Raw genomic sequence first — 19726 nt, 5'->3', positions numbered from 1 at the left:
TATAGGCAATACAACTGTATACCGAAATTCATCTAATTATCAGTCACTTAGGCTAAATTGGTGAGATTCGTTATACGGTCAAATCCAAAGAGGAAAAACAATGCGCATCATTCTTTTAGGTGCTCCAGGTGCAGGTAAAGGCACTCAAGCTCAGTTCATCATGGAAAAATACGGTATCCCTCAAATTTCTACTGGTGACATGCTTCGTGCTGCTATCAAAGCAGGCACTGAACTTGGCAAAAAAGCTAAAGAAGTAATTGATGCTGGTCAGTTGGTTTCAGATGACATCATCCTAGGTCTTATCAAAGAGCGTATCGCTGAAGAAGACTGTGTTAAAGGTTTCCTACTAGACGGTTTCCCACGTACTATCCCTCAGGCTGATGGCCTGAAAGAGATGGGCGTAGACGTAGACTATGTTATCGAGTTCGACGTAGCTGACGATGTAATCGTTGAGCGTATGGCAGGCCGCCGTGCTCACCTAGCATCTGGTCGTACTTACCACGTTGTTTACAACCCACCTAAGGTTGAAGGTAAAGACGACGTAACTGGCGAAGACCTAGTTGTTCGTGACGATGACAAAGAAGAGACAGTACGTGCTCGTCTAGGCGTATACCACAACCAAACTGCTCCACTTATCGAGTACTACGGTAAAGAAGCAGAAGCGGGTAACACTAAGTACCTTAAATTCGATGGTACTAAGCAAGTTGCTGAAGTGAGCGCTGACATCGAAAAAGCGCTAGCATAAGCATTGCTAGAACTCTGAATAGTAGAGATACTAAGAGGGCGACGTTGAGTCGCCCTTTTTTATTTCTCAAATTTATCATGCCACTTGCTTGGTCATGATCGAATCTTCGAGCCGTGAGCTATAAGAAATTAGCCATTAAAAGTAAAGACGCTGAATCTTCAATGCTAGTCACAGCGCGCTGATAATGGCCTGATTATTAAAACATAAATAACCTTTAGATCAGGATGTTATGGAAAACAAACCTCAAATTGGTGTGCTACTCGTCAACCTAGGCACGCCGGACGCTCCCACGCCGCAAGCGGTGAAAAAGTTTCTTTCTCAGTTTCTTCATGATCATAGAGTAGTGGATATGACCCGTTGGTTGTGGTGCCCACTACTGCACGGCATTATTCTGCCAGTGCGCTCGCCTAAGGTAGCAAAGCTCTATCAACAGGTGTGGATGGATGAAGGTTCTCCGCTTATGGTTTACTCCCAGCGACAAGCAGCCAAACTCGGTAAAGCTCTTAATGTGCCGGTAGAACTTGGTATGACCTATGGCAACCCAAGCCTGCAAACTGGGGTGGACAAGCTTATCCAAGCTGGGGTTGAGAAAGTGGTGGTGCTTCCTCTTTATCCGCAATATTCAGCGACCACCACAGCGGCTGTGGTGGATGGCCTAGCTAAGGCGCTTAATAAGATGCGCGTGATTCCTGCTTATAGCATTGTTCGTGATTACTTTGATCATCCGCTTTATATCAAGGCGCTGGCTGAATCGGTGAAAAAATCTTGGCAAGAAAAGGGTCAAGGTGATTATCTGCTTTGCTCGTTCCACGGCATTCCAAAACGCTATGCTGACAATGGTGATATCTATCCTAAGCATTGTGAAGCTACTACTACCGCGCTTGCTAAAGAGTTGGGTTTAGATGAAAGCCAAATAGGGATGTCTTATCAATCACGGTTTGGTCGTGAGGAATGGCTACAGCCTTATACCGATAAAACCCTACATAAACTTGCTAAAGAGGGCACAAAAAAGCTGGATATCATTACCCCCGCGTTCTCAGCTGATTGTTTAGAGACCCTTGAAGAGATTTCAGGCGAGTGTCGAGATGAGTTTATTGAAGCAGGTGGCGAGGTGTTTAACTTTATTCCATGTCTTAATGATGATGACCTGCATATCGAAATGATGGTTCAGCTGGTGGAAAATGGTGCCTAGCTAAACGAGTTTAGCGGACTAAATGAGCACTCAAGAGCGAGGGTACGGCATACAGTTTTAATGTTTGATAAAATGTATGGGTTAAAAAAAGAAAAACTCAGGCTAGGTTATGAAACAGTGGTATTTACTTTATTGTCGTCGCGGTGAACAGCAGCGGGCACGGATGCATTTGGAGAATCAGGGTGTTGAGGTCTATTACCCTCAATTTAAACTTGAAAAGTTGGTGCGAGGCAAGAAGACAAAAAAGCTGGAGCCGCTGTTTCCAAGCTATATGTTTGTGCGTTTCGACTACGAGGTAGGACCGACTTTTACCACCATTCGTTCAACCCGAGGTGTCGCAGATTTTGTTCGTACCGGTGCCTACCCTAAAGAGCTTCAGGGCGACCTCGTGTATACCCTAAAAGAGATTGAGAAGAGTCAGCTAGAGCCGGTTTCTGAGGTAAATCTACCGGAGAAAGGGGACAAGGTGATTATCAAGTCAGGTCAGTTCGCAGGTATCGATGCCATCTACCAAGAGGCCGATGGTGAAAAGCGCTCAATCCTGCTGGTAACGCTGATCAATAAGCCGGTTGAGATCCAAGTGAATAACCAAGATATCGAACACGGTTAATTAAACAAGCGAGAATTAAAAAGGGATGCATCTGCATCCCTTTGTTGTTTTAGTAAGCGTCGTTGTGAACCGCTTTAACTGCTCGACCTGATGGGTCGGCGTTGTTCTTGAATGACTCATCCCATTCGATAGCTTTTGCTGAAGAACAAGCTACTGATGGACCACCCGGTACACACTCTGCTGCCGATGGCAGTGGGAACAACTCTTCAAAGATCTCACGATAGACGTAGCCTTCTTTGGTAGTTGGCGTGTTGTATGGGAAACGGTACTGCGCGGTTTCCATTTGCTGGTCAGTAACTTTAGCTTCCGCTACCTCACGTAGGGTATCGATCCAGCCATAACCTACGCCATCAGAGAACTGTTCTTTCTGACGCCATGCGATCGCATCTGGAAGATAGTGTTCGAAGCACTCACGTAGGATGTGTTTCTCCATCTTGCCGTTGCCACACATCTTGTCTTGTGGGTTTAGACGCATAGCCACGTCGATAAACTCTTTGTCTAGGAAAGGTACACGTCCTTCAACGCCCCAAGCCGCTAGAGACTTGTTCGCACGAGCACAGTCAAACATGTTTAGTGCCAGTAGTTTACGTACTGTTTCTTCGTGGAATTCTTGTGCGTTTGGCGCTTTGTGGAAGTATAGGTAGCCACCGAAGATCTCATCAGCCCCCTCGCCAGACAGCACCATCTTGATACCCATAGCCTTGATCTTACGACCCATTAGGAACATAGGCGTTGAAGCGCGGATGGTCGTCACGTCATAGGTTTCGATGTGGTAAATAACGTCACGGATAGCATCTAGGCCTTCCTGAATGGTGTAGGTCATCTCGTGGTGAACCGTACCTATCTGGTCAGCAACCTCGCGAGCAGCTTTAAGATCAGGTGCGCCTTCAAGGCCGATAGCAAATGAGTGTAGCTGTGGCCACCAAGCCTCTGACTTATCATCGTCTTCAACACGCATCGCTGCGAAGCGTTTTGCTACCGCCGAGGTGATAGAAGAGTCTAGGCCACCAGATAGCAATACACCGTAAGGCACATCTGTCATTAGCTGACGCTTAACTGCTGCCTCAAGAGCTTCAGTTAGTTCTTCTTTGCTGGTGCTGTTGCCTTGTACCGCCGCATATTCGTTCCAGTCACGAATATAATAGCGAGTCGGTGCCATAGCGCCTTTCTCTAGATAACAGCCAGGAGGGAATTCTGAGACGGTTTTACATACTGGTACTAGCGCCTTCATCTCAGAAGCAACGTAGATATTTCCGTGCTCGTCCAGACCTTGGTATAGCGGGATAATACCGATATGGTCACGGCCTACTAGATAGGTGTCTTTCTCTTCGTCATAAAGAACAAAAGCGAAGATACCGTTTAGCTCCTCAAGAAGGTCTGCACCCATGTCTTGGTATAGGGCTAGGATAACCTCACAGTCAGAATCCGTTTGGAATTCATACTTGCCTTCATAGCGAGTACGCAATTCTTTGTGGTTATAGATTTCACCATTAACGGCAAGGATAAGCTTTTTGTCTGGGCTATACAGAGGTTGTGCACCACTATTCAGACCAACAATCGCTAGACGCTCGTGCGCCAAGATTGCTTTTTCTGAAGAGTAGATACCTGACCAGTCAGGACCACGGTGGCGCAGTTTCTTAGACATCTCAAGAGCCACTGGACGTAGTTTGGCAGCGTCGCTCTTGATATCAAGAATCCCAAATATTGAGCACATAGTATTTCCTTAAACCGTTAACATCGTTTAAAACCAATTTGCCATCTTATTAAAAAAAAACAACCCGCTTTATTAAAATAATTAGTATTGGAATGCTTTAGATAGAAAATATTTAATAAAAGCTATCTTTGTTTGGATTTCATCTAAGTGGTGGTGGTTTTGTGCTCTAAGTGGGTGATTTGGTAGTTGTTACGCCCTTGTTTCTTCACAGCATACAAGGCGTCATCGGCACTGTTTATCAGAGTGCTTGAGGAGAAATCTGCGTTTTGAGTGATGGTTACACCTATACTAACGGTCAATGCCCTACCATTTGGATGGGGTAGGTTAGCAAGCTTAAGTGCTTCGCGAAGTTTTTCGACTAGAACCTCAACCCCTTTGGCATCGGTGTTTGGCAGGATAATGGCAAATTCTTCGCCACCATAACGACATACAGAATCTGTTGAACGCCTAAAAATACGTTTTAACTCTACCGCAACCCTCTGTAGAAAATCGTCACCGATGGTGTGCCCGAGGGTATCGTTGACCTGTTTAAAGTGGTCAATATCTACTAACACTAGGGTTAGCGGGGTGGGGTTTCTAGCAAGCCTTTTGATCTCTTTTTCTAATTCCACATCAAAATAGCCGCGATTATACACACCTGTCAGGCCATCGGTGATGGCAAGTGCTTGTAGTTTCTTTTTTTGCGCTTCTAGCTCTAGAAGCTGCAATGTAATCTGTTGGTGGGCTTTCCACTGCTCTTGATTGTGCTCGAAGCGACGTTTTCGAGTCACAAAGTGGTCCTGACCTAGATAGAGCAACCATATCAAGGTAAACGAGACAGAAGCGAAAAGGTGGGGGGTTAAAACGCGATAGCCGTCTAATAGCATAATCACTAAGATGCCGGTAATGACGCTTACCCCATATAGGGAGCCGACGGCCCACATTGGCAGTATCATCACCTTTACCAATAGGCTCAGCAAAATGATTGAGATGGGCGCTAGGGTATGAGACTGAGTCAGCATGATGGCATGCAGTCCGGCTACTAGGATGGAGACACCCATTAAGATGGCTAGATTGAGTTTAGTATTTACAACCTGGGTCTTCGCTATGTACCAAAGCGCCATGAGTGCGGGTGGAGCGATGGCAATGAGAAAGAAGCGAAACCAATAAATCTCTTCGGTTGAGTCCAGCAAGAAGGTGGTTCTCGATAGATAGGGAATAAAGAAACCTAGGAATAACAAAACAGCAGCGACTATAGGTAACCAAAGTCGCATCTGTTTGCGGTTTTGAATGTTCGCGAAATGGGAAAAGTTATTGGTTTGCATGCACTTTTTGAAGACGACTACGACTGCATAAGCTTAGTACAAACCGAGTAGGATGATGGAATTGCGGTTATTCCATAAGCAAAAAGCAGTCTTTCGACTGCTTTTCTAACTTAAGCGCTGTTTTTAGTGAATTCAGGTTTGAGGGTGTCGCAGACATGGGTTGCAAAACCGCTGCCCGCTTCTCGATAAATATTGAAGGCCGCATCTGCACCAAGCTCTAAGAATTGATCAACCTGATCCGGATATTCAGCAATAGCTGCGACTTTGCCTTTGTAGCCACGGATCTTCAGCTGTTCAAAGGCGTAATGGTTACCCTGATTATTCGGAATTGCCAAAAGCACCAATTCGATCTGTTGTATGTTCTGCACTCGCTCCCAGAAATCTGAGTCGGTCACATCCCCTTGGATAGTATTGCGCTCATATTTTTGGTGATGCCCAGCGGTATCGTCACGGATTTCTACACCAACACAGATTTCACCATGGCGGCGAACCAGTTCATCATAAGCTCCGGTGCCGATACGGCCCATACCTAGAATCATTACCTGAGAGTCACCTAGGTGGATAAATTGGTCGCGAATGTTGATCTTAGTGTCACTGTGCTCTTTTAGCCATTGAGCGCTACGCCTGTAGATACCGTTACTGAAGCGGTTAATAGGGGCGGATACTACAAAGGAGATAGATACAGCAAGGGCGATAGCGACCATGATATCACCGGTGATCCATCCCTCTTTGTATGCGAGACCACCCACAATCAGGCCAAACTCACTGTAGTTAAACAGAGTCAATGAGGTGAGCAGTGAGGTACGGTTTCTAAACTTAAAGCGGTCGATAATGAGGTAGTAGAATAGAGCCTTAACTGGCAGTAAGAACATAAACAGGATAGCCATTACAAGGCCCGTCACTGTCGGTTGCTCGGAAAGACCGATATTAAGGAAAAAGCAAACTAGTAGTAGCTCTTTCATATTAAACAGTGACTTAGAAAGCTCTGAAGCTTTTTTGTGACCGGCGAGAAGCATTCCTAGCACCAGTGCGCCAAGGTCCGCTTTAACACCAACCAGTTCAAATAGACCAGCGCCTGTTACTAAGGCAAAGAAGATGCCACCCAGAACCAGCAGCTCACCGTGGCCCAACTTATCTAGGAGCTTGAATAGAAGCGGTCTTGCCAGTGGCAGGGCAAACAGGAAGATGGCATACCACTCAGGTATCTTGCCTGTGGAGACAGTGAGGAAGATAACCGCGAAGATATCCTGCATAACCAGGATACCGATGGCCAGAGTGCCATACACAGAGTTCATCTCACCCTTATCTTGTAACGCTTTGATAGCAAATACGGTACTCGAGAAGGAAAGGGCAAAGCCTAGGATAACTAGTTGAGTCATGCCCATATCGGCGAATGCACTGACACCAATAAACTGCAGAGCGAGTAGGGCTAGAGTGAAATAAGCGGTGGACGCAACATTGTGTATGGTGGCACCGGCCCAGATCTCTTTAGAAAGCAGGACCTTGATGTCCAGTTTCAGGCCAATCGTAAACAGCAGCAGGGTAACACCTAGGTCGGCAAGGTGTTGGATAGCTGTGTTACTTTCGAAGCCAAAGGCATTTAGACCAAATCCAGCAAGCAGGAATCCGACTAGGGGTGGCAGATTACACCGTTGAGCTATAAAGCCAGCAATAAACGCCACACATATCAGAACTATATCCATATTACCCTGCTAACTGTTACAAAATTCGCGCACATTCAACCACAAATATTAGGCTGAAAGTAACTGTTATTGTGCGGAATCCATTAATTTTTGTAACAAGATCCCATTTAGCATGGCTCGTTTTACGATAGCGAAGGCACCCATGGTTGGTTGCAGTTCAAGATCCGATGAAACTATAGGTAGGTCTTTGTGGAAAGCGGTCAACGACTGACTCACCACATTGCGTTGGATAGCCGGGAAGAGGATCTCTTTGGCCTTGGTAATATGACCTGCAATGACGATCTTCTCGGGGTTGAATAGGTTGATAACGATGGCGACTGCTTTACCTAGCTGATCTCCCACGCGCACTATGCTTTGGGTAGCCAAGGCGTCGCCATTTAGTGCGTGTTCACAGATGGTATCTATATCTATGTTCGCTTCATCGGCAAGAGAAGAGCTATAGCCTTGGGCCAGGCGCGCTTTTACGCCTTTCACGATAGCTGGGTTAGCAGCGATGGTCTCAAGACAGCCAAAGTTGCCACACTGGCACTGCTCACCAAGAGGGTCCACCTGAATATGGCCGATTTCACCCACGTTACGGTTGCTACCAAGGAATACCTGACCACCAGATATGATGCCAGAGCCCGTACCACGGTGAACACTGATCATTACAGAGTCGTTGCAATCTCGGGTTGCGCCAAAGTAGTGCTCTGCCAGTGCCATAGCGCGGATGTCGTTCCCCACGAAAGACTCAACCTTGAACTCTTCTTTTAGCATCTTAGCCAGAGGCAGGTCGTCTATCTTGGTATTCGGCATATATTCCACCTCTCCTTGCACTGGGTTTACCAGACCAGGAAGGATGACACCGATAGCGATAAGCTGTTGAATACGCGCTTCGTTAGAGGCTTTAAACAGGGCGATTTTGTCGAACAATTGTCCAACCAATTCGCCTTGGTCGCGATACTGAATCGAAGACTCATCTTGCGCCAACACCGCACCGCTTAGATCATGCAGTGAAAGCTGTAGATAGTCACGACCGATACGTACCGCTATGGTGTGGAACTGAGTAACTTGTGTCTTTAGAGAGATGGCACGACGACCACCAGTGGAGGCTTGCTGAGCCACCTCTTGGATATAGCCAAACTCTAACAACTGGCGGGTGATCTTTGTGACACTTGCAGGTGCAAGGTGACTCAATTCAGCGATCTGAATTCGTGATATTGGGCCTTGTTGGTCAATCAAGCGATAGACAGCTGCGCTGTTCAGCTGTTTGACCAAGTCTACGTTACCAATCTGTCCGCCAGTCATAGTTACCCTTTATTGCATTTCGCCGTTTACTACAGTGTTCAATACCTTGAAATTGCTATCAAAAATAGCAAGGTTGGCAATCATACCTGATTTTATGCGTCCAAGCTTGTGATCTATGCCAATAGCTTTCGCAGGATACAGGCTCGCCATACGTAAGGTTTCGTCCAAAGAGATACCCACGTGCTTCACGCAGTTCTCTACCGCTTCAATCATAGTCAGAGCTGAGCCACCGAGTGTGCCGTCTGCGCCAACGCATTTGCCATCTTTTACATACACAGTTTTGCCAACAAAGTTGAACTCTGTCATCTCAGCGCCTGCTGGAGCGGTAGCATCGGTAACCAGTACCAGCTTCTCGCCCTTAACACGCTGCGCTATGCGGATGTTTGCATAATCAACGTGGAAACCATCGGCGATGATGCCCGCGTATACTTCAGGGGTATCGTAGATAGCGCCCACAACACCTGGCTCACGACCTGTCATAGGTGTCATGGCATTAAATAGGTGAGTAGCAAAGGTGATGCCATTGGCAAAGCCTTCGCGCGCTTCTTGATAGGTGGCGTTTGTGTGACCAATTGAAACCACAATCCCTGCCTCGGCCAGCTTTTTAACGTGCTCTGGGTTGTTTTGCTCTGGCGCTAGGGTTACCTTCGCCACCACATCTGCGTTGTCGCAGATAAAGTCCACCATCTCATCATCAGATTGACGGATGTAGGACTCGGTATGAATACCCTTGCGAGCTAAGTTCAAGTATGGGCCCTCAAGGTGCAAACCTAGAGACTGATTCGCATATTGCGCTTCGAACTCACGCTGAGCAGTGATAGCTGCACGCATATCTTCATCGGAAGAGGTGATAAGGGTTGGCAGATAACTTGTGCAGCCTGACTTTTGGTTAGCCGCTTGCATGGTTTGCAGGGTGTCAGCGTTGATCTCATCGTTGAACATCACGCCCCCACAGCCGTTTAGCTGAAGGTCGATAAAGCCTGGTGATACATTTGCGCCTTCTAGGTCTATAGTCTTGATTGAAGAATCGAGTTCAGCCTGAGGGCATACCTTTACTATGGTATCGCCATCGATGATGACCGCGTGCTGATACAGGGTATCGCTGCCTGTAAACAGGGTGCAGTTGGTTAACGCATACATAGAGTATTACTCCTGAATTTATGTTGGTAACCCGCAGCATGGGAGCGAGTCACAGAATCTGTTTGCCTTGTCCAGTTTGTAGGGCACGTGAAATCAGGTGGTCCCACTTATTTTATTGCTGTACAAGCACGTCCTATAAGACGTGGATAAATTTGGCATATAGGCAAGTATACTCAAATTCGCAGTTAATTTTAATAGTGAAATAAGTTTTATGATCGAGCTAACAAAAACCGGGCTATTCGCATCCCTCATATGATAGACATCACGTTTTATGGGGTTTTAATTTGCGATGCAAATTTACCTGCTTATGATGAAAGGGACTAAATTGGTGGGCTAAAAAAAGTTTTCATCTTCCTTGTCACTGAGCTTTAGGTAAGCGACAGGGTAGAGATAGAGCTGAATTAAATAATTTCCTCTAAAGGAGTGTAAGGTGAATATTCTCGGATACTTTCAAAAGGTAGGTAAGGCACTTATGGTGCCGGTGGCGACACTTCCTGCTGCAGCAATATTAATGGGTATTGGTTACTGGATTGACCCAACGGGTTGGGGTGGCAACAGTGCTCTGGCTGGCTTTCTAATCAAAGCTGGTGCGGCGATCATCGACAACATGTCTTGGCTATTTGCGGTAGGTGTTGCCTACGGTATGTCTAAAGACAAAGACGGTGCAGCAGCACTAGCAGCACTAGTAATGATGTATGTAGTAACTACGCTACTTTCTCCAGGTGCAGTTTCTCAGATTCAAGGCATTCCTGCTGATGCTGTTCCAGCAGCATTTGGTAAGATCCAGAACCAATTCGTTGGTATCCTAGTGGGTATTATTTCTGCTGAGATCTACAACCGCTTCTCTCACGTTGAACTGCACAAAGCACTAGCGTTCTTCTCTGGTAAGCGTTTGGTTCCTATCCTAACGTCTGTAGCGGGTATCGCAGTATCTTTTGTACTTATGTACGTATGGCCTGCAATCTACGACGGTCTAGTACACTTCGGTGAGTCTATCCAAGGTATGGGTTCTGCAGGTGCGGGTATCTATGCATTCTTCAACCGTCTACTTATCCCTGTAGGTCTTCACCACGCACTTAACTCAGTGTTCTGGTTCGACGTTGCAGGTATTAACGACATCCCTAACTTCCTAGGTGGCGCTAAGTCTATCGCTGAAGGTACAGCAACAGTGGGTATCACTGGTATGTATCAAGCGGGCTTCTTCCCAATCATGATGTTCGGTCTACCTGGTGCAGCTCTAGCTATCTACCACACGGCTAAACCTGAGAACAAAGCAAAAGTTGCTTCTATCATGATCGCTGCAGGCTTCGCATCATTCTTCACAGGTGTTACTGAGCCACTAGAATTCTCATTCATGTTCCTAGCACCAGCGCTATATGTTCTACACGCATTCCTAACTGGTGTGTCTGTATTCATCGCAGCGTCTATGCAGTGGATTGCAGGCTTCGGTTTCTCTGCAGGTCTTGTGGACTTGGTTCTATCAAGCCGCAACCCACTAGCAGTTAACTGGTACATGCTTGTTGTTCAAGGTCTAGTATTCTTCGGTGTTTACTATGCTGTGTTCCGCACTGTAATCGTGAAGTTTGGTCTTAAGACTCCAGGTCGTGAAGACGAAGATGAAGGCGCAGCAACAACTGGCGGTTCTGAGAACTCTTCTGAGCTAGCTAAGCAGTACCTAAAAGCGCTAGGTGGCCACGCTAACCTAAGCACAATCGATGCTTGTATCACTCGTCTACGTCTAACTCTAAAAGACACTAGCGTAATCAACGAGAAGCAATTGAAAGATCTAGGTGCGATGGGTGTTGTGAAACTAGGTTCAAACAACGTTCAAATCATCCTTGGCCCACTGGCTGAAATCATTGCGGGTGAGATGAAAAACATCCCTGCAGACGTTGACCTAACAACAGTTCAACTTCCTTCTTAATCGATAAGATTAAAATGATTGTCCTAATGCCTCCCTCGGGAGGCATTTTTTTTACCTAAAACGCCCATATATAAGAGGTAACTTGCTCTGACAATGCACTAGGTTTCTTGAGGTTATTTAGCGTTAAGCATACAATGGCGGGTCAGAAAATATTACTTTACAGAACAATACTAACGAGGTGTTTAGATGACTGAAGCTGAGGCTCGTCCATCAAACTTTATTCGCCAAATCATTGATAAAGATTTAGCGGATGGCAAACACAACAGCGTACATACCCGATTCCCGCCAGAGCCAAACGGCTATCTGCATATCGGCCACGCTAAATCCATTTGTCTTAACTTTGGTATTGCTCAAGATTATCAGGGACAGTGCAACTTGCGCTTCGATGACACTAACCCTGAGAAAGAAGACATTGAATACGTTGAGTCTATTAAGAACGACGTAAAGTGGCTTGGCTTTGATTGGTCTGGCGACATCCACTACTCATCGAACTACTTCGATAAGCTTTACGGCTACGCAGTTGAGCTGATCGAAAAAGGTCTAGCTTATGTTGAAGAGCTAACACCTGAAGAGATCCGCGAATACCGTGGCACGCTAACAGCTCCAGGTAAAGAGAGTCCATACCGCAACCGTCCTGTAGAAGAGAACCTAGCGCTATTCGAAAAGATGCGTGATGGTGGCTTCGAGGAAGGCAAGGCGTGTCTGCGCGCGAAGATCGATATGTCATCTTCATTCATGGTGCTGCGTGATCCTGTGCTTTACCGCGTGCGTTTTGCTACACACCACCAGACTGGTGATAAGTGGTGCATCTACCCTATGTACGACTTCACCCACTGTATTTCGGATGCGCTGGAAGGCATTACCCACTCGCTATGTACTCTTGAGTTCCAAGACAACCGTCGTCTTTACGATTGGGTTCTGGATAACATCACTATCGAGTGTCAGCCTCGTCAGTACGAGTTTAGCCGTTTAAACCTAGAAAATACCGTGATGTCTAAGCGTAAGCTAAGCCAGTTGGTATCTGAAAACCTAGTAAACGGTTGGGATGACCCACGTATGCCGACCATCTCTGGTTTGCGCCGTCGCGGTTTCACTCCTGCGTCTATTCGTGAGTTTTGTAAGCGTATTGGTGTGACTAAGCAAGAGAACATGATTGAGTACAGCTCGCTTGAGTCTTGCATCCGTGATGACCTTAACGAGAACGCTCCGCGCGCGATGGCGGTTCTTGACCCAGTTAAGATCGTTATCGAAAACTTCGAAGGTGAAGAGACCCTAGAAATCGCTAACCACCCGAACAAGCCAGAGATGGGTAGCCGTGAGGTACCATTTACTCGCGAGATCTTTATTGAAGCTGACGATTTCCGCGAAGAAGCAAACAAGAAGTACAAGCGTTTGGTTCTAGGTAAAGAGGTTCGTCTACGTGGTGCTTATGTGATCAAGGCTGAGCGCATTGAGAAAGACGAAGACGGCAAGGTAACGACTATCTTCTGTAGCTACGATGCTGAGACTCTAGGTAAGAACCCTGCTGATGGCCGTAAGGTTAAAGGTGTTATCCACTGGGTATCGGCTGAGAAGGGCGTACCTGCTGAGATCCGTGTTTATGACCGTCTATTCACCGTAGCTAACCCTGCGGCAGCGGAAGACTTTAAAGCGACTATCAACCCAGACTCATTGTCTATCGTTGAGGGTGTGGTAGAACCAAGCCTTGCAAATGCAGAAGCGGAGAAGGGCTTCCAGTTCGAACGTACCGGTTACTTCTGTGTGGACAGCAAAGACAGCTCTAGCGATAAACTAGTGTTTAACCGTACTGTAGGACTTCGCGACACTTGGGCTAAAATCAGCGCCAACTAAGCGAAATTCGATACAAAAATGCCAGCTAGATTAGCTGGTATTTTTTATGTCTGCTGTTTGATATTAGTCGTTTAAGACGTAAGAGATATCGCCTGTACGCGAATCATACCAGATGACATGTGTAGCATTGTTGGGATTGGTGCTAAAACCATCTTTGGTATAGATAAAGGCACAACGTGTTTGGGCGCCACTAAATTCGCCCTCACCACGACGGCGTGTGGCGTAGATGTCAAAGTCATCGATCTGATTGGCGTTATCGGTGGCGACTAGAGAGCTGTCTAGCAGTCGGTTCCACAGTAAGAAGCAGGCCTTGTTGCCTCGCCCAATATTGAGCGGTGCACTTAATCGAGGGTTTTTATCAACACCAATCGGGTAACCAACATCGTTCATATCCAGATGACTGTCGATACTGTTACTGTTTGGATTGGTGTCGGTGCCTTCGGCGTAGCCAGGCATATTGGCCACCGCGACATTGCCGATACCTTCGACCACCCATCGCTGATGAGCAAAATTGATGGCTTGTTGAAGTTCAGAGGCTACCCCTTTGAGCATAGACTCGCGGGCATCACTATTAAGATCTAGAAATCGTGGCGCAGCAACCACCGCCAACACGGCGAGAATCACGATCACCACGATCAATTCGATTAAAGTAAATCCTTTTCCTCTAATCATATAGGCAGGTCTTACTTAGGCTTATGTGCCTTAGGATTGTTTTTACAGTCACCTGTAGCACAGCGGCCGTATAGATATAGGCTGTGGTTGGTCAGGTTGATGTTGTATTTCTCAGCGATTTCGTGCTGACGCTGCTCAATCAGGTCATCAGAAAACTCGATTACAGAACCACAATCTAGACAAACTAGGTGGTCATGGTGCTCTTGTGTTGCAAGTTCAAATACAGATTTACCACCCTCGAAGTGGTGACGGGTGACAATGCCAGCGTCATCAAATTGGTTAAGAACTCGGTATACTGTTGCCAAGCCAATCTCTTCGCCGATATCGATCAGTTTCTTATATAACTCTTCAGCACTGATATGCTGACAGCCCGGTTGTTGCAGTAGCTCTAAAATCTTTAAGCGAGGTAGTGTTACCTTCAAGCCCGCATCCTTTAAGGCCTTATTGTTATCTGGCATGTTAATTCCTACAGTTTTTTAGCTCAGCTATTGTCATTATATTGAAACCCTAACAAACATTAAACCACAGCTTGGATAGGGGTATGGTTTTTTCGTTGTAATTCAGTGGGAAATCACGCATAGTGACTTAAATTTTAACATCTTATTAACGTAAAGGGTATGAAAGCGAGCTGGTACAAGTTAATGAAGCCCCATTGGGTACAAAGAATATTCAATTGCTGGCCAGTTTTTATCGGCTCCGGCATACGCATTGAAACTATTAGTAAAGATTTTTGTTATGCCAAGGTGGCGCTGAAATACCGCTGGTGGAATAAAAACGCGAATCGCAGCGCTTACGGCGGCAATATTTTCTCTATGACAGACCCTATATACCCCTTTATGTTGATGGGGGTGTTTGGTCCTGATTATCTGATTTGGGATAGTAAGGCGAGTATTCACTATATCAAGCCGGGTAGAGGAAAGCTCACTGCTGAGTTTCAGCTATCTCCAGAGATCATAGCCCAGATCCGTAATGCTACCGCGAATGGCGATAAGCATTTCCCTAGCTTTGTGATTTATGTAAAGGATGAACACGGGGATGTGGTGGCTGAGATAGAAAGGGTGCTTTATATCAGGCGTCGAGCGAAGCAAGTAACGGATATTTCTCGCAGTAAGGCGGCGTAAAGACAATAAAAAAGGGACCGAAGGTCCCTTTTCTTGGAATAATTTGGAATTAGTCTTCCAGTTCAGATAGGCACATCTCAGAGTAGATCTGCTCAACCCAATTTTTAACGCGCTCGTCAGTCAGTTCTGGCTGACGGTCTTCATCGATGCATAGACCTACGAAGTTGTCGTCGTCTACTAGTGCTTTCGATGCTTCAAACTCATAGCCTTCGGTAGGAGTGTAACCTACGATAGTGCCACCTTTCGCTTCAACGATGTCACGTACGGTGCCCATTGCATCACAGAAGTACTCTGCGTAGTCTTCTTGGTCGCCACAGCCGAATACCGCTACTAGTTTGGTGCTGAAGTCGATGCCTTCAAGCTCTGGGAAAAAGTCATCCCAATCACATTGTGCTTCACCGTAATACCAAGTAGGGATACCTAGTAGTAGCAGGTCAAAGTTATCGATATCTTCTTTGCTGCTTTTTGCAATATCTTGAACGTGAACCAGTTTTTTACCAAGTTGTTTTTGAATCATCTTTGCAACAGCTTCAGTGTTACCTGTGTCACTGCCGAAGAAGATACCTACGCTTGCCATAGAATGAATACCTTATTGATTGAAGTGGATGCCCTGTTTCAAGGTCTATAGACCTGAGCCTTCCCATGAGATTTGGATAATGCCTTTAGCGACAAACCCAGCACAGCCAAGAAACAATACCAGCCATACGATTCGACGCCCAAACGGTGGAACATTACCCTGCTTTAGTACGTCTTTGATCGCTAAACCTATCAGAATGAAGACAGAAGCGAACAGCAGATCGAGTCCGATAGACTCTATCTTGTCGATGTAATCGTAGAGCATGACATCCCTTTATGCTTGATTAATCGCAGAACTATATCACAGCAATTCTTGCTTGTAATAAAACTTTATCTAGAGCAGATCTAGATCAAAAACTTGCGAATGGTTCTCAGTACCATCTCAGGTTTTTCCGCATGTAACCAGTGTCCAGTGTTGGCAATGACATGGGCTTTAGCATTCGGAAACTGTTGTAGGATCTGTGCTTGATACTCAGCTGTGATGTAGTCGGAATCCGCTCCTTTGATGAAAAGGGTGGAGACTGGGTTGGGTGCTAGGGTCTCCCAACCGGTGATCTCCCAGTACCATGATTTCAAAACCCTATGGTTAAAGCGCCACGCCAGTCTATTTCCAACTTTATACAAAGATTTGCTCAGGAACTGACGAACCCCGTCCATTTCAATCTCGGTGGCCATCAAATCCATGGCTTCACTGCGAGCAGTAGGTGCACCATTTTCCACCGCTAGGATCCCGGCAAACACATTAGCGTGTCGATCAACTTGGTAAGAGACTGGAGCCATATCCATGATGATCATCTTGCTGATTATTTGCGGGGCTAGGCTGGCTAAACGCATTGCCACCTTACCGCCCATAGAGTGACCAACCAGGGTAGCATTTTCGATCTTGAGGTGATTAAGAAGGTTGAGAACATCGAATGCCTGGGCTTGATAGCTGTTGTCATCGCTATGGAAAGAACGGCCATGGTTGCGCAGATCGACACTGATAACCCTATGGTCTTTGACTAAATCTCGAGCTAAAAGCCCCAAATTATCCAGACTTCCGAATAATCCGTGGATCAATATGATTATTTCTCCATCGCCTTGGTCTTTATAATGTAATTGGTCCGACATTTTCACTATTTCCCTTTTGCTTTCCGTAGAGAACTCAACAATAACTGGTTATAATCTGGCGCAGTTTAAACTAATCAGATTGTGAAATGCGAATGAAAACCATCGAAGTTGACGACGAATTGTATCGATTTATCGCGAGCCGTACCCAACGTATTGGAGAGAGTGCTTCCGATATCTTACGACGTTTATTGAATGTGGATGGTGAATCTCAGCAAGAACCTCAAGCTCAAGTTGAAGCAGACGCTGAGCCAGCAGGTGCAGCAACTCCGATTGTAGTGGGTAAACCAACCTCGAGCTTCGATCCTATTAAAGAGATCCGCAGTGTGCTTATCTCAGACGAGTTTGCTGCACGCGAAAAAGCGATCGACCGATTTATGTTTATCCTAGCGGCGCTGCACCGCATCGATAAAGATGGCTTTGCTGAGGCAACTCAAGTGAAGGGCCGCAAGCGTATCTACTTTGCGGACAACGAAGAAACATTATTGGCGAGTGGCAAAACCACTAAGCCAAGGGCGATTCCTGACTCACCTTTCTGGGTGATCACAAATAATAATACCGACAGGAAGCGCCAGATGGTGGAACAATTGATGGTGAGGATGTCTTTCCCTACTGACCTCATCGAGCGAGTAACTCGCTCAATCTAAAGGAAAAAAGATTGGCCCACTTTAAAACTCCCCGGTTTGAGTGGGCTTTTTAATGATTTAAAAATACGATTATAAAAAGGACTACAACTATGGCTACGCATCCTCGAGCAGGCCAAAAGGCTCTGCAAGAAGATCTTCATAACATACCTCAGTTGGTATCAAACTATTACCTCCTCCAGCCTGAAGCTGGTAACAGTGAGCAAAAGGTACAATTTGGTACCTCTGGTCACCGTGGTAGCTCAGACAAAACAACCTTTAACGAAAACCACATCATGGCGATCGCTCAAGCTGTTGCAGAAGTTCGCGCAAGCAAGGGTGTAACGGGTCCTCTTTACGTTGGTAAAGACACTCATGCACTTTCGGAGCCTGCGTTTACTAGCGTTATCGAAGTGCTGATTGCAAATGGCGTGACCGTTATCTGTCAGGAAAACCAAGGCTATACCCCAACTCCGGGTATCTCCCACGCTATCCTGACTCATAACCTAGCTAATGCTGATAAAGCTGACGGCATCGTTATCACTCCTTCGCACAACCCACCACAAGACGGCGGTATCAAATACAACCCGACCCATGGTGGTCCAGCTGAAGGCGAGCTAACCCAGGCGATCGAAGACCGTGCAAACGAGATCATCGCAGCGGGTATGGGTGATGTTAAGCGCATGAACGTAGCAGACGCTAAAGCAAGCGAGCTGTTCGTTGAGCGCGATCTTGTAGCGCCTTATGTTGACGACCTAGTAAACGTTGTTGATATGGCAGCTATCCAGAAAGCAAATCTTAAAATCGGTGTTGATCCACTAGGTGGTTCTGGCATTGAGTACTGGCGTCAGATCAAAGAGGCTTACGGCCTAGACCTGACTCTAGTGAGCGAAGCAATTGACCCAAGCTTCCAGTTCATGTCGCTAGATAAAGATGGCGTGATCCGTATGGACTGTTCATCTCCTTACGCGATGGCTGGCCTGCTAGCGCTTAAAGACGAGTACGACCTAGCCTTTGGTAACGACCCTGACTATGACCGTCACGGTATCGTTACGCCTGCTGGTCTAATGAACCCGAACCACTTCCTCGCGGTATGTATCGATTACCTATATCGCAACCGTAGCGAGTGGTCTGCAGAGGTTGCTGTAGGTAAGACTCTAGTATCGAGCGCAATCATCGACCGCGTAGTGGCTGACCTTGGTCGTGAGCTATGTGAAGTGCCAGTTGGCTTCAAATGGTTCGTTGATGGCCTGTACGAAGGCAAGTTTGGCTTCGGCGGTGAAGAGAGCGCGGGCGCATCTTTCCTACGTAAAGATGGCACTCCTTGGGCGACAGACAAAGATGGCATCATCCTATGTCTACTAGCAGCTGAGATCACAGCGGTTACTGGTAAGAATCCTCAAGAGTACTACAACGAGCTTGCAGCTAAGCACGGTGAGTCTAGCTACACCCGTCTACAAGCAGTTGCCAATGGTCCTCAAAAAGACGTTCTTAAGAAGCTATCTCCAGAGATGGTTTCGGCTGAGACTCTAGCGGGTGATGCAATCACAGCTCGTCTAACTCACGCCCCAGGTAACGGTGCGGCTATCGGTGGTCTTAAGGTAACGACAGACAACGGTTGGTTCGCGGCGCGTCCATCAGGCACGGAAGAGATCTACAAGATCTACTGTGAGAGCTTCAAGGGTGCTGAGCATCTGAAGCTGATTGAGCAAGAAGCTCAAGAGATTGTAAACCAAGTATTCAAGAACGCTGGTCTATAATCCCAGTCTGAACTAATACTAAGCCTCGCATTTGCGGGGCTTTTTAGTCTCTAGGCTGTGCTAAGTTGTCATCAAATCTTCGTTTGCCTTGTTTGCGACTCAATATAAGCATTGAGATAACTGCAGGGCTAACAATCACTATCACTGCCATACTAACCCCCTCGAACAAACCCAACATAAACAGACCTCTTTTTCTATGATCTAATGTGTAATCGATTCCGCATAAAAACAATTGTGTGAGTCAATTGCCGCTGAAAGTAACAAAGAGTGTAAAGATAATATTAAATGGGTACAACTTGGTAATCTGCGCAAAAAGTTATGTTCCTATTATTAAGTTATTGATGCAGTTGGATTTATTGGCGGATATAGAAATTGTGCAAACATTAATCCTAGATAT

The 19726-nt window shown here is 46.3% G+C and carries 18 protein-coding genes; 8 read left to right on the top strand and 10 right to left on the bottom strand.

Translation table 11 applies throughout. The annotated features are described in order from the left end of the window. Nucleotides 1–100 precede the first annotated feature (100 nt). The 3 genes from adk (at nt 101) to rfaH (ending at nt 2547) form a co-directional block, all read left to right on the top strand. Nucleotides 101–745, top strand: coding sequence for an adenylate kinase (gene adk / locus Pcarn_RS09995; protein WP_261833724.1), 645 nt, complete (start codon nt 101–103; stop codon nt 743–745). Nucleotides 746–974: 229 nt separating this feature from the next. Next, complete coding sequence (gene hemH / locus Pcarn_RS09990; RefSeq protein ID WP_261833723.1) at nt 975–1937, top strand: ferrochelatase; 963 nt, start codon at nt 975–977, stop codon at nt 1935–1937. A gap of 109 nt (nt 1938–2046) precedes the next feature. After that, complete coding sequence (rfaH, locus tag Pcarn_RS09985; protein ID WP_261833722.1) at nt 2047–2547, top strand: transcription/translation regulatory transformer protein RfaH; 501 nt, start codon at nt 2047–2049, stop codon at nt 2545–2547. Nucleotides 2548–2596: 49 nt separating this feature from the next. Here rfaH and asnB read toward each other — a convergent pair whose 3' ends face one another. The 5 genes from asnB to nagA form a co-directional block, all read right to left on the bottom strand. Continuing rightward, entirely contained in the window at nt 2597–4261 is a 1665-nt protein-coding gene (gene asnB, locus Pcarn_RS09980) for an asparagine synthase B (protein ID WP_261833721.1), read from the bottom strand. A 143-nt stretch (nt 4262–4404) separates the two neighbouring features. Continuing rightward, nucleotides 4405–5565 carry a GGDEF domain-containing protein gene (locus tag Pcarn_RS09975; protein ID WP_261833720.1) on the bottom strand — a complete coding sequence of 387 codons (1161 nt, stop codon included), beginning with the start codon at nt 5563–5565 and terminating at the stop codon, nt 4405–4407. Between the two features lie 110 nt (nt 5566–5675). Continuing rightward, on the bottom strand, nt 5676–7268 hold the full coding sequence (locus tag Pcarn_RS09970; RefSeq protein ID WP_261833719.1) for a cation:proton antiporter family protein: 1593 nt from the start codon (nt 7266–7268) through the stop codon (nt 5676–5678). 66 nt (nt 7269–7334) lie between these two features. Further along, a complete protein-coding gene (nagC, locus tag Pcarn_RS09965; RefSeq protein ID WP_261833718.1) occupies nt 7335–8555 on the bottom strand; it encodes a DNA-binding transcriptional regulator NagC in 1221 nt (406 codons plus the stop codon). A gap of 9 nt (nt 8556–8564) precedes the next feature. Beyond that, nucleotides 8565–9695 (bottom strand): N-acetylglucosamine-6-phosphate deacetylase, encoded by a 1131-nt coding sequence (gene nagA, locus Pcarn_RS09960; protein WP_261833717.1) that lies wholly within the window; start codon nt 9693–9695, stop codon nt 8565–8567. Between the two features lie 430 nt (nt 9696–10125). On the opposite strand from nagA, the gene nagE reads away from it, so the two are divergent. Both nagE and glnS read left to right on the top strand, forming a co-directional pair. After that, entirely contained in the window at nt 10126–11619 is a 1494-nt protein-coding gene (nagE, locus tag Pcarn_RS09955) for an N-acetylglucosamine-specific PTS transporter subunit IIBC (RefSeq protein WP_261833716.1), read from the top strand. Nucleotides 11620–11805: 186 nt separating this feature from the next. Beyond that, nucleotides 11806–13470, top strand: a complete 1665-nt coding sequence (gene glnS, locus Pcarn_RS09950) for a glutamine--tRNA ligase (protein WP_261833715.1) — start codon at nt 11806–11808, stop codon at nt 13468–13470. A 63-nt stretch (nt 13471–13533) separates the two neighbouring features. Here glnS and Pcarn_RS09945 read toward each other — a convergent pair whose 3' ends face one another. Next, entirely contained in the window at nt 13534–14142 is a 609-nt protein-coding gene (locus Pcarn_RS09945) for a type II secretion system protein (RefSeq protein ID WP_261833714.1), read from the bottom strand. An 11-nt stretch (nt 14143–14153) separates the two neighbouring features. Beyond that, entirely contained in the window at nt 14154–14600 is a 447-nt protein-coding gene (gene fur, locus Pcarn_RS09940; protein ID WP_261833713.1) for a ferric iron uptake transcriptional regulator, read from the bottom strand. Between the two features lie 159 nt (nt 14601–14759). Between fur and Pcarn_RS09935 the strand changes: the two genes are divergently transcribed. Further along, entirely contained in the window at nt 14760–15263 is a 504-nt protein-coding gene (locus Pcarn_RS09935; RefSeq protein WP_261833712.1) for a DUF4442 domain-containing protein, read from the top strand. Nucleotides 15264–15312: 49 nt separating this feature from the next. Here the strand turns inward: Pcarn_RS09935 and fldA are convergent, their stop codons facing one another. The 3 genes from fldA to Pcarn_RS09920 all read right to left on the bottom strand — a co-directional run bounded on the left by fldA (nt 15313) and on the right by Pcarn_RS09920 (nt 16949). After that, the gene (fldA, locus tag Pcarn_RS09930; protein WP_261833711.1) at nt 15313–15840 is read right to left on the bottom strand and encodes a flavodoxin FldA; all 528 of its coding nucleotides are present in this window, start codon (nt 15838–15840) and stop codon (nt 15313–15315) included. Between the two features lie 45 nt (nt 15841–15885). Continuing rightward, nucleotides 15886–16104 carry a DUF2788 domain-containing protein gene (locus Pcarn_RS09925; RefSeq protein WP_261833710.1) on the bottom strand — a complete coding sequence of 73 codons (219 nt, stop codon included), beginning with the start codon at nt 16102–16104 and terminating at the stop codon, nt 15886–15888. 80 nt (nt 16105–16184) lie between these two features. After that, nucleotides 16185–16949, bottom strand: coding sequence for an alpha/beta fold hydrolase (locus Pcarn_RS09920; protein WP_261833709.1), 765 nt, complete (start codon nt 16947–16949; stop codon nt 16185–16187). 92 nt (nt 16950–17041) lie between these two features. Here Pcarn_RS09920 and seqA point away from each other — a divergent pair, with 92 nt between their 5' ends. Further along, nucleotides 17042–17593 carry a replication initiation negative regulator SeqA gene (gene seqA, locus Pcarn_RS09915; protein ID WP_261833708.1) on the top strand — a complete coding sequence of 184 codons (552 nt, stop codon included), beginning with the start codon at nt 17042–17044 and terminating at the stop codon, nt 17591–17593. 89 nt (nt 17594–17682) lie between these two features. Further along, nucleotides 17683–19329 (top strand): phosphoglucomutase (alpha-D-glucose-1,6-bisphosphate-dependent), encoded by a 1647-nt coding sequence (gene pgm, locus Pcarn_RS09910; RefSeq protein WP_261833707.1) that lies wholly within the window; start codon nt 17683–17685, stop codon nt 19327–19329. Nucleotides 19330–19726: the final 397 nt, after the last annotated feature.

Origin of the sequence: Vibrio ishigakensis, from assembly GCF_024347675.1 — a bacterium.
GTDB lineage: Bacteria > Pseudomonadota > Gammaproteobacteria > Enterobacterales > Vibrionaceae > Vibrio > Vibrio ishigakensis.
The sequence above is the reverse complement of the archived record's forward strand: the minus strand, read 5'-3'. Positions and strand labels throughout refer to the sequence as shown.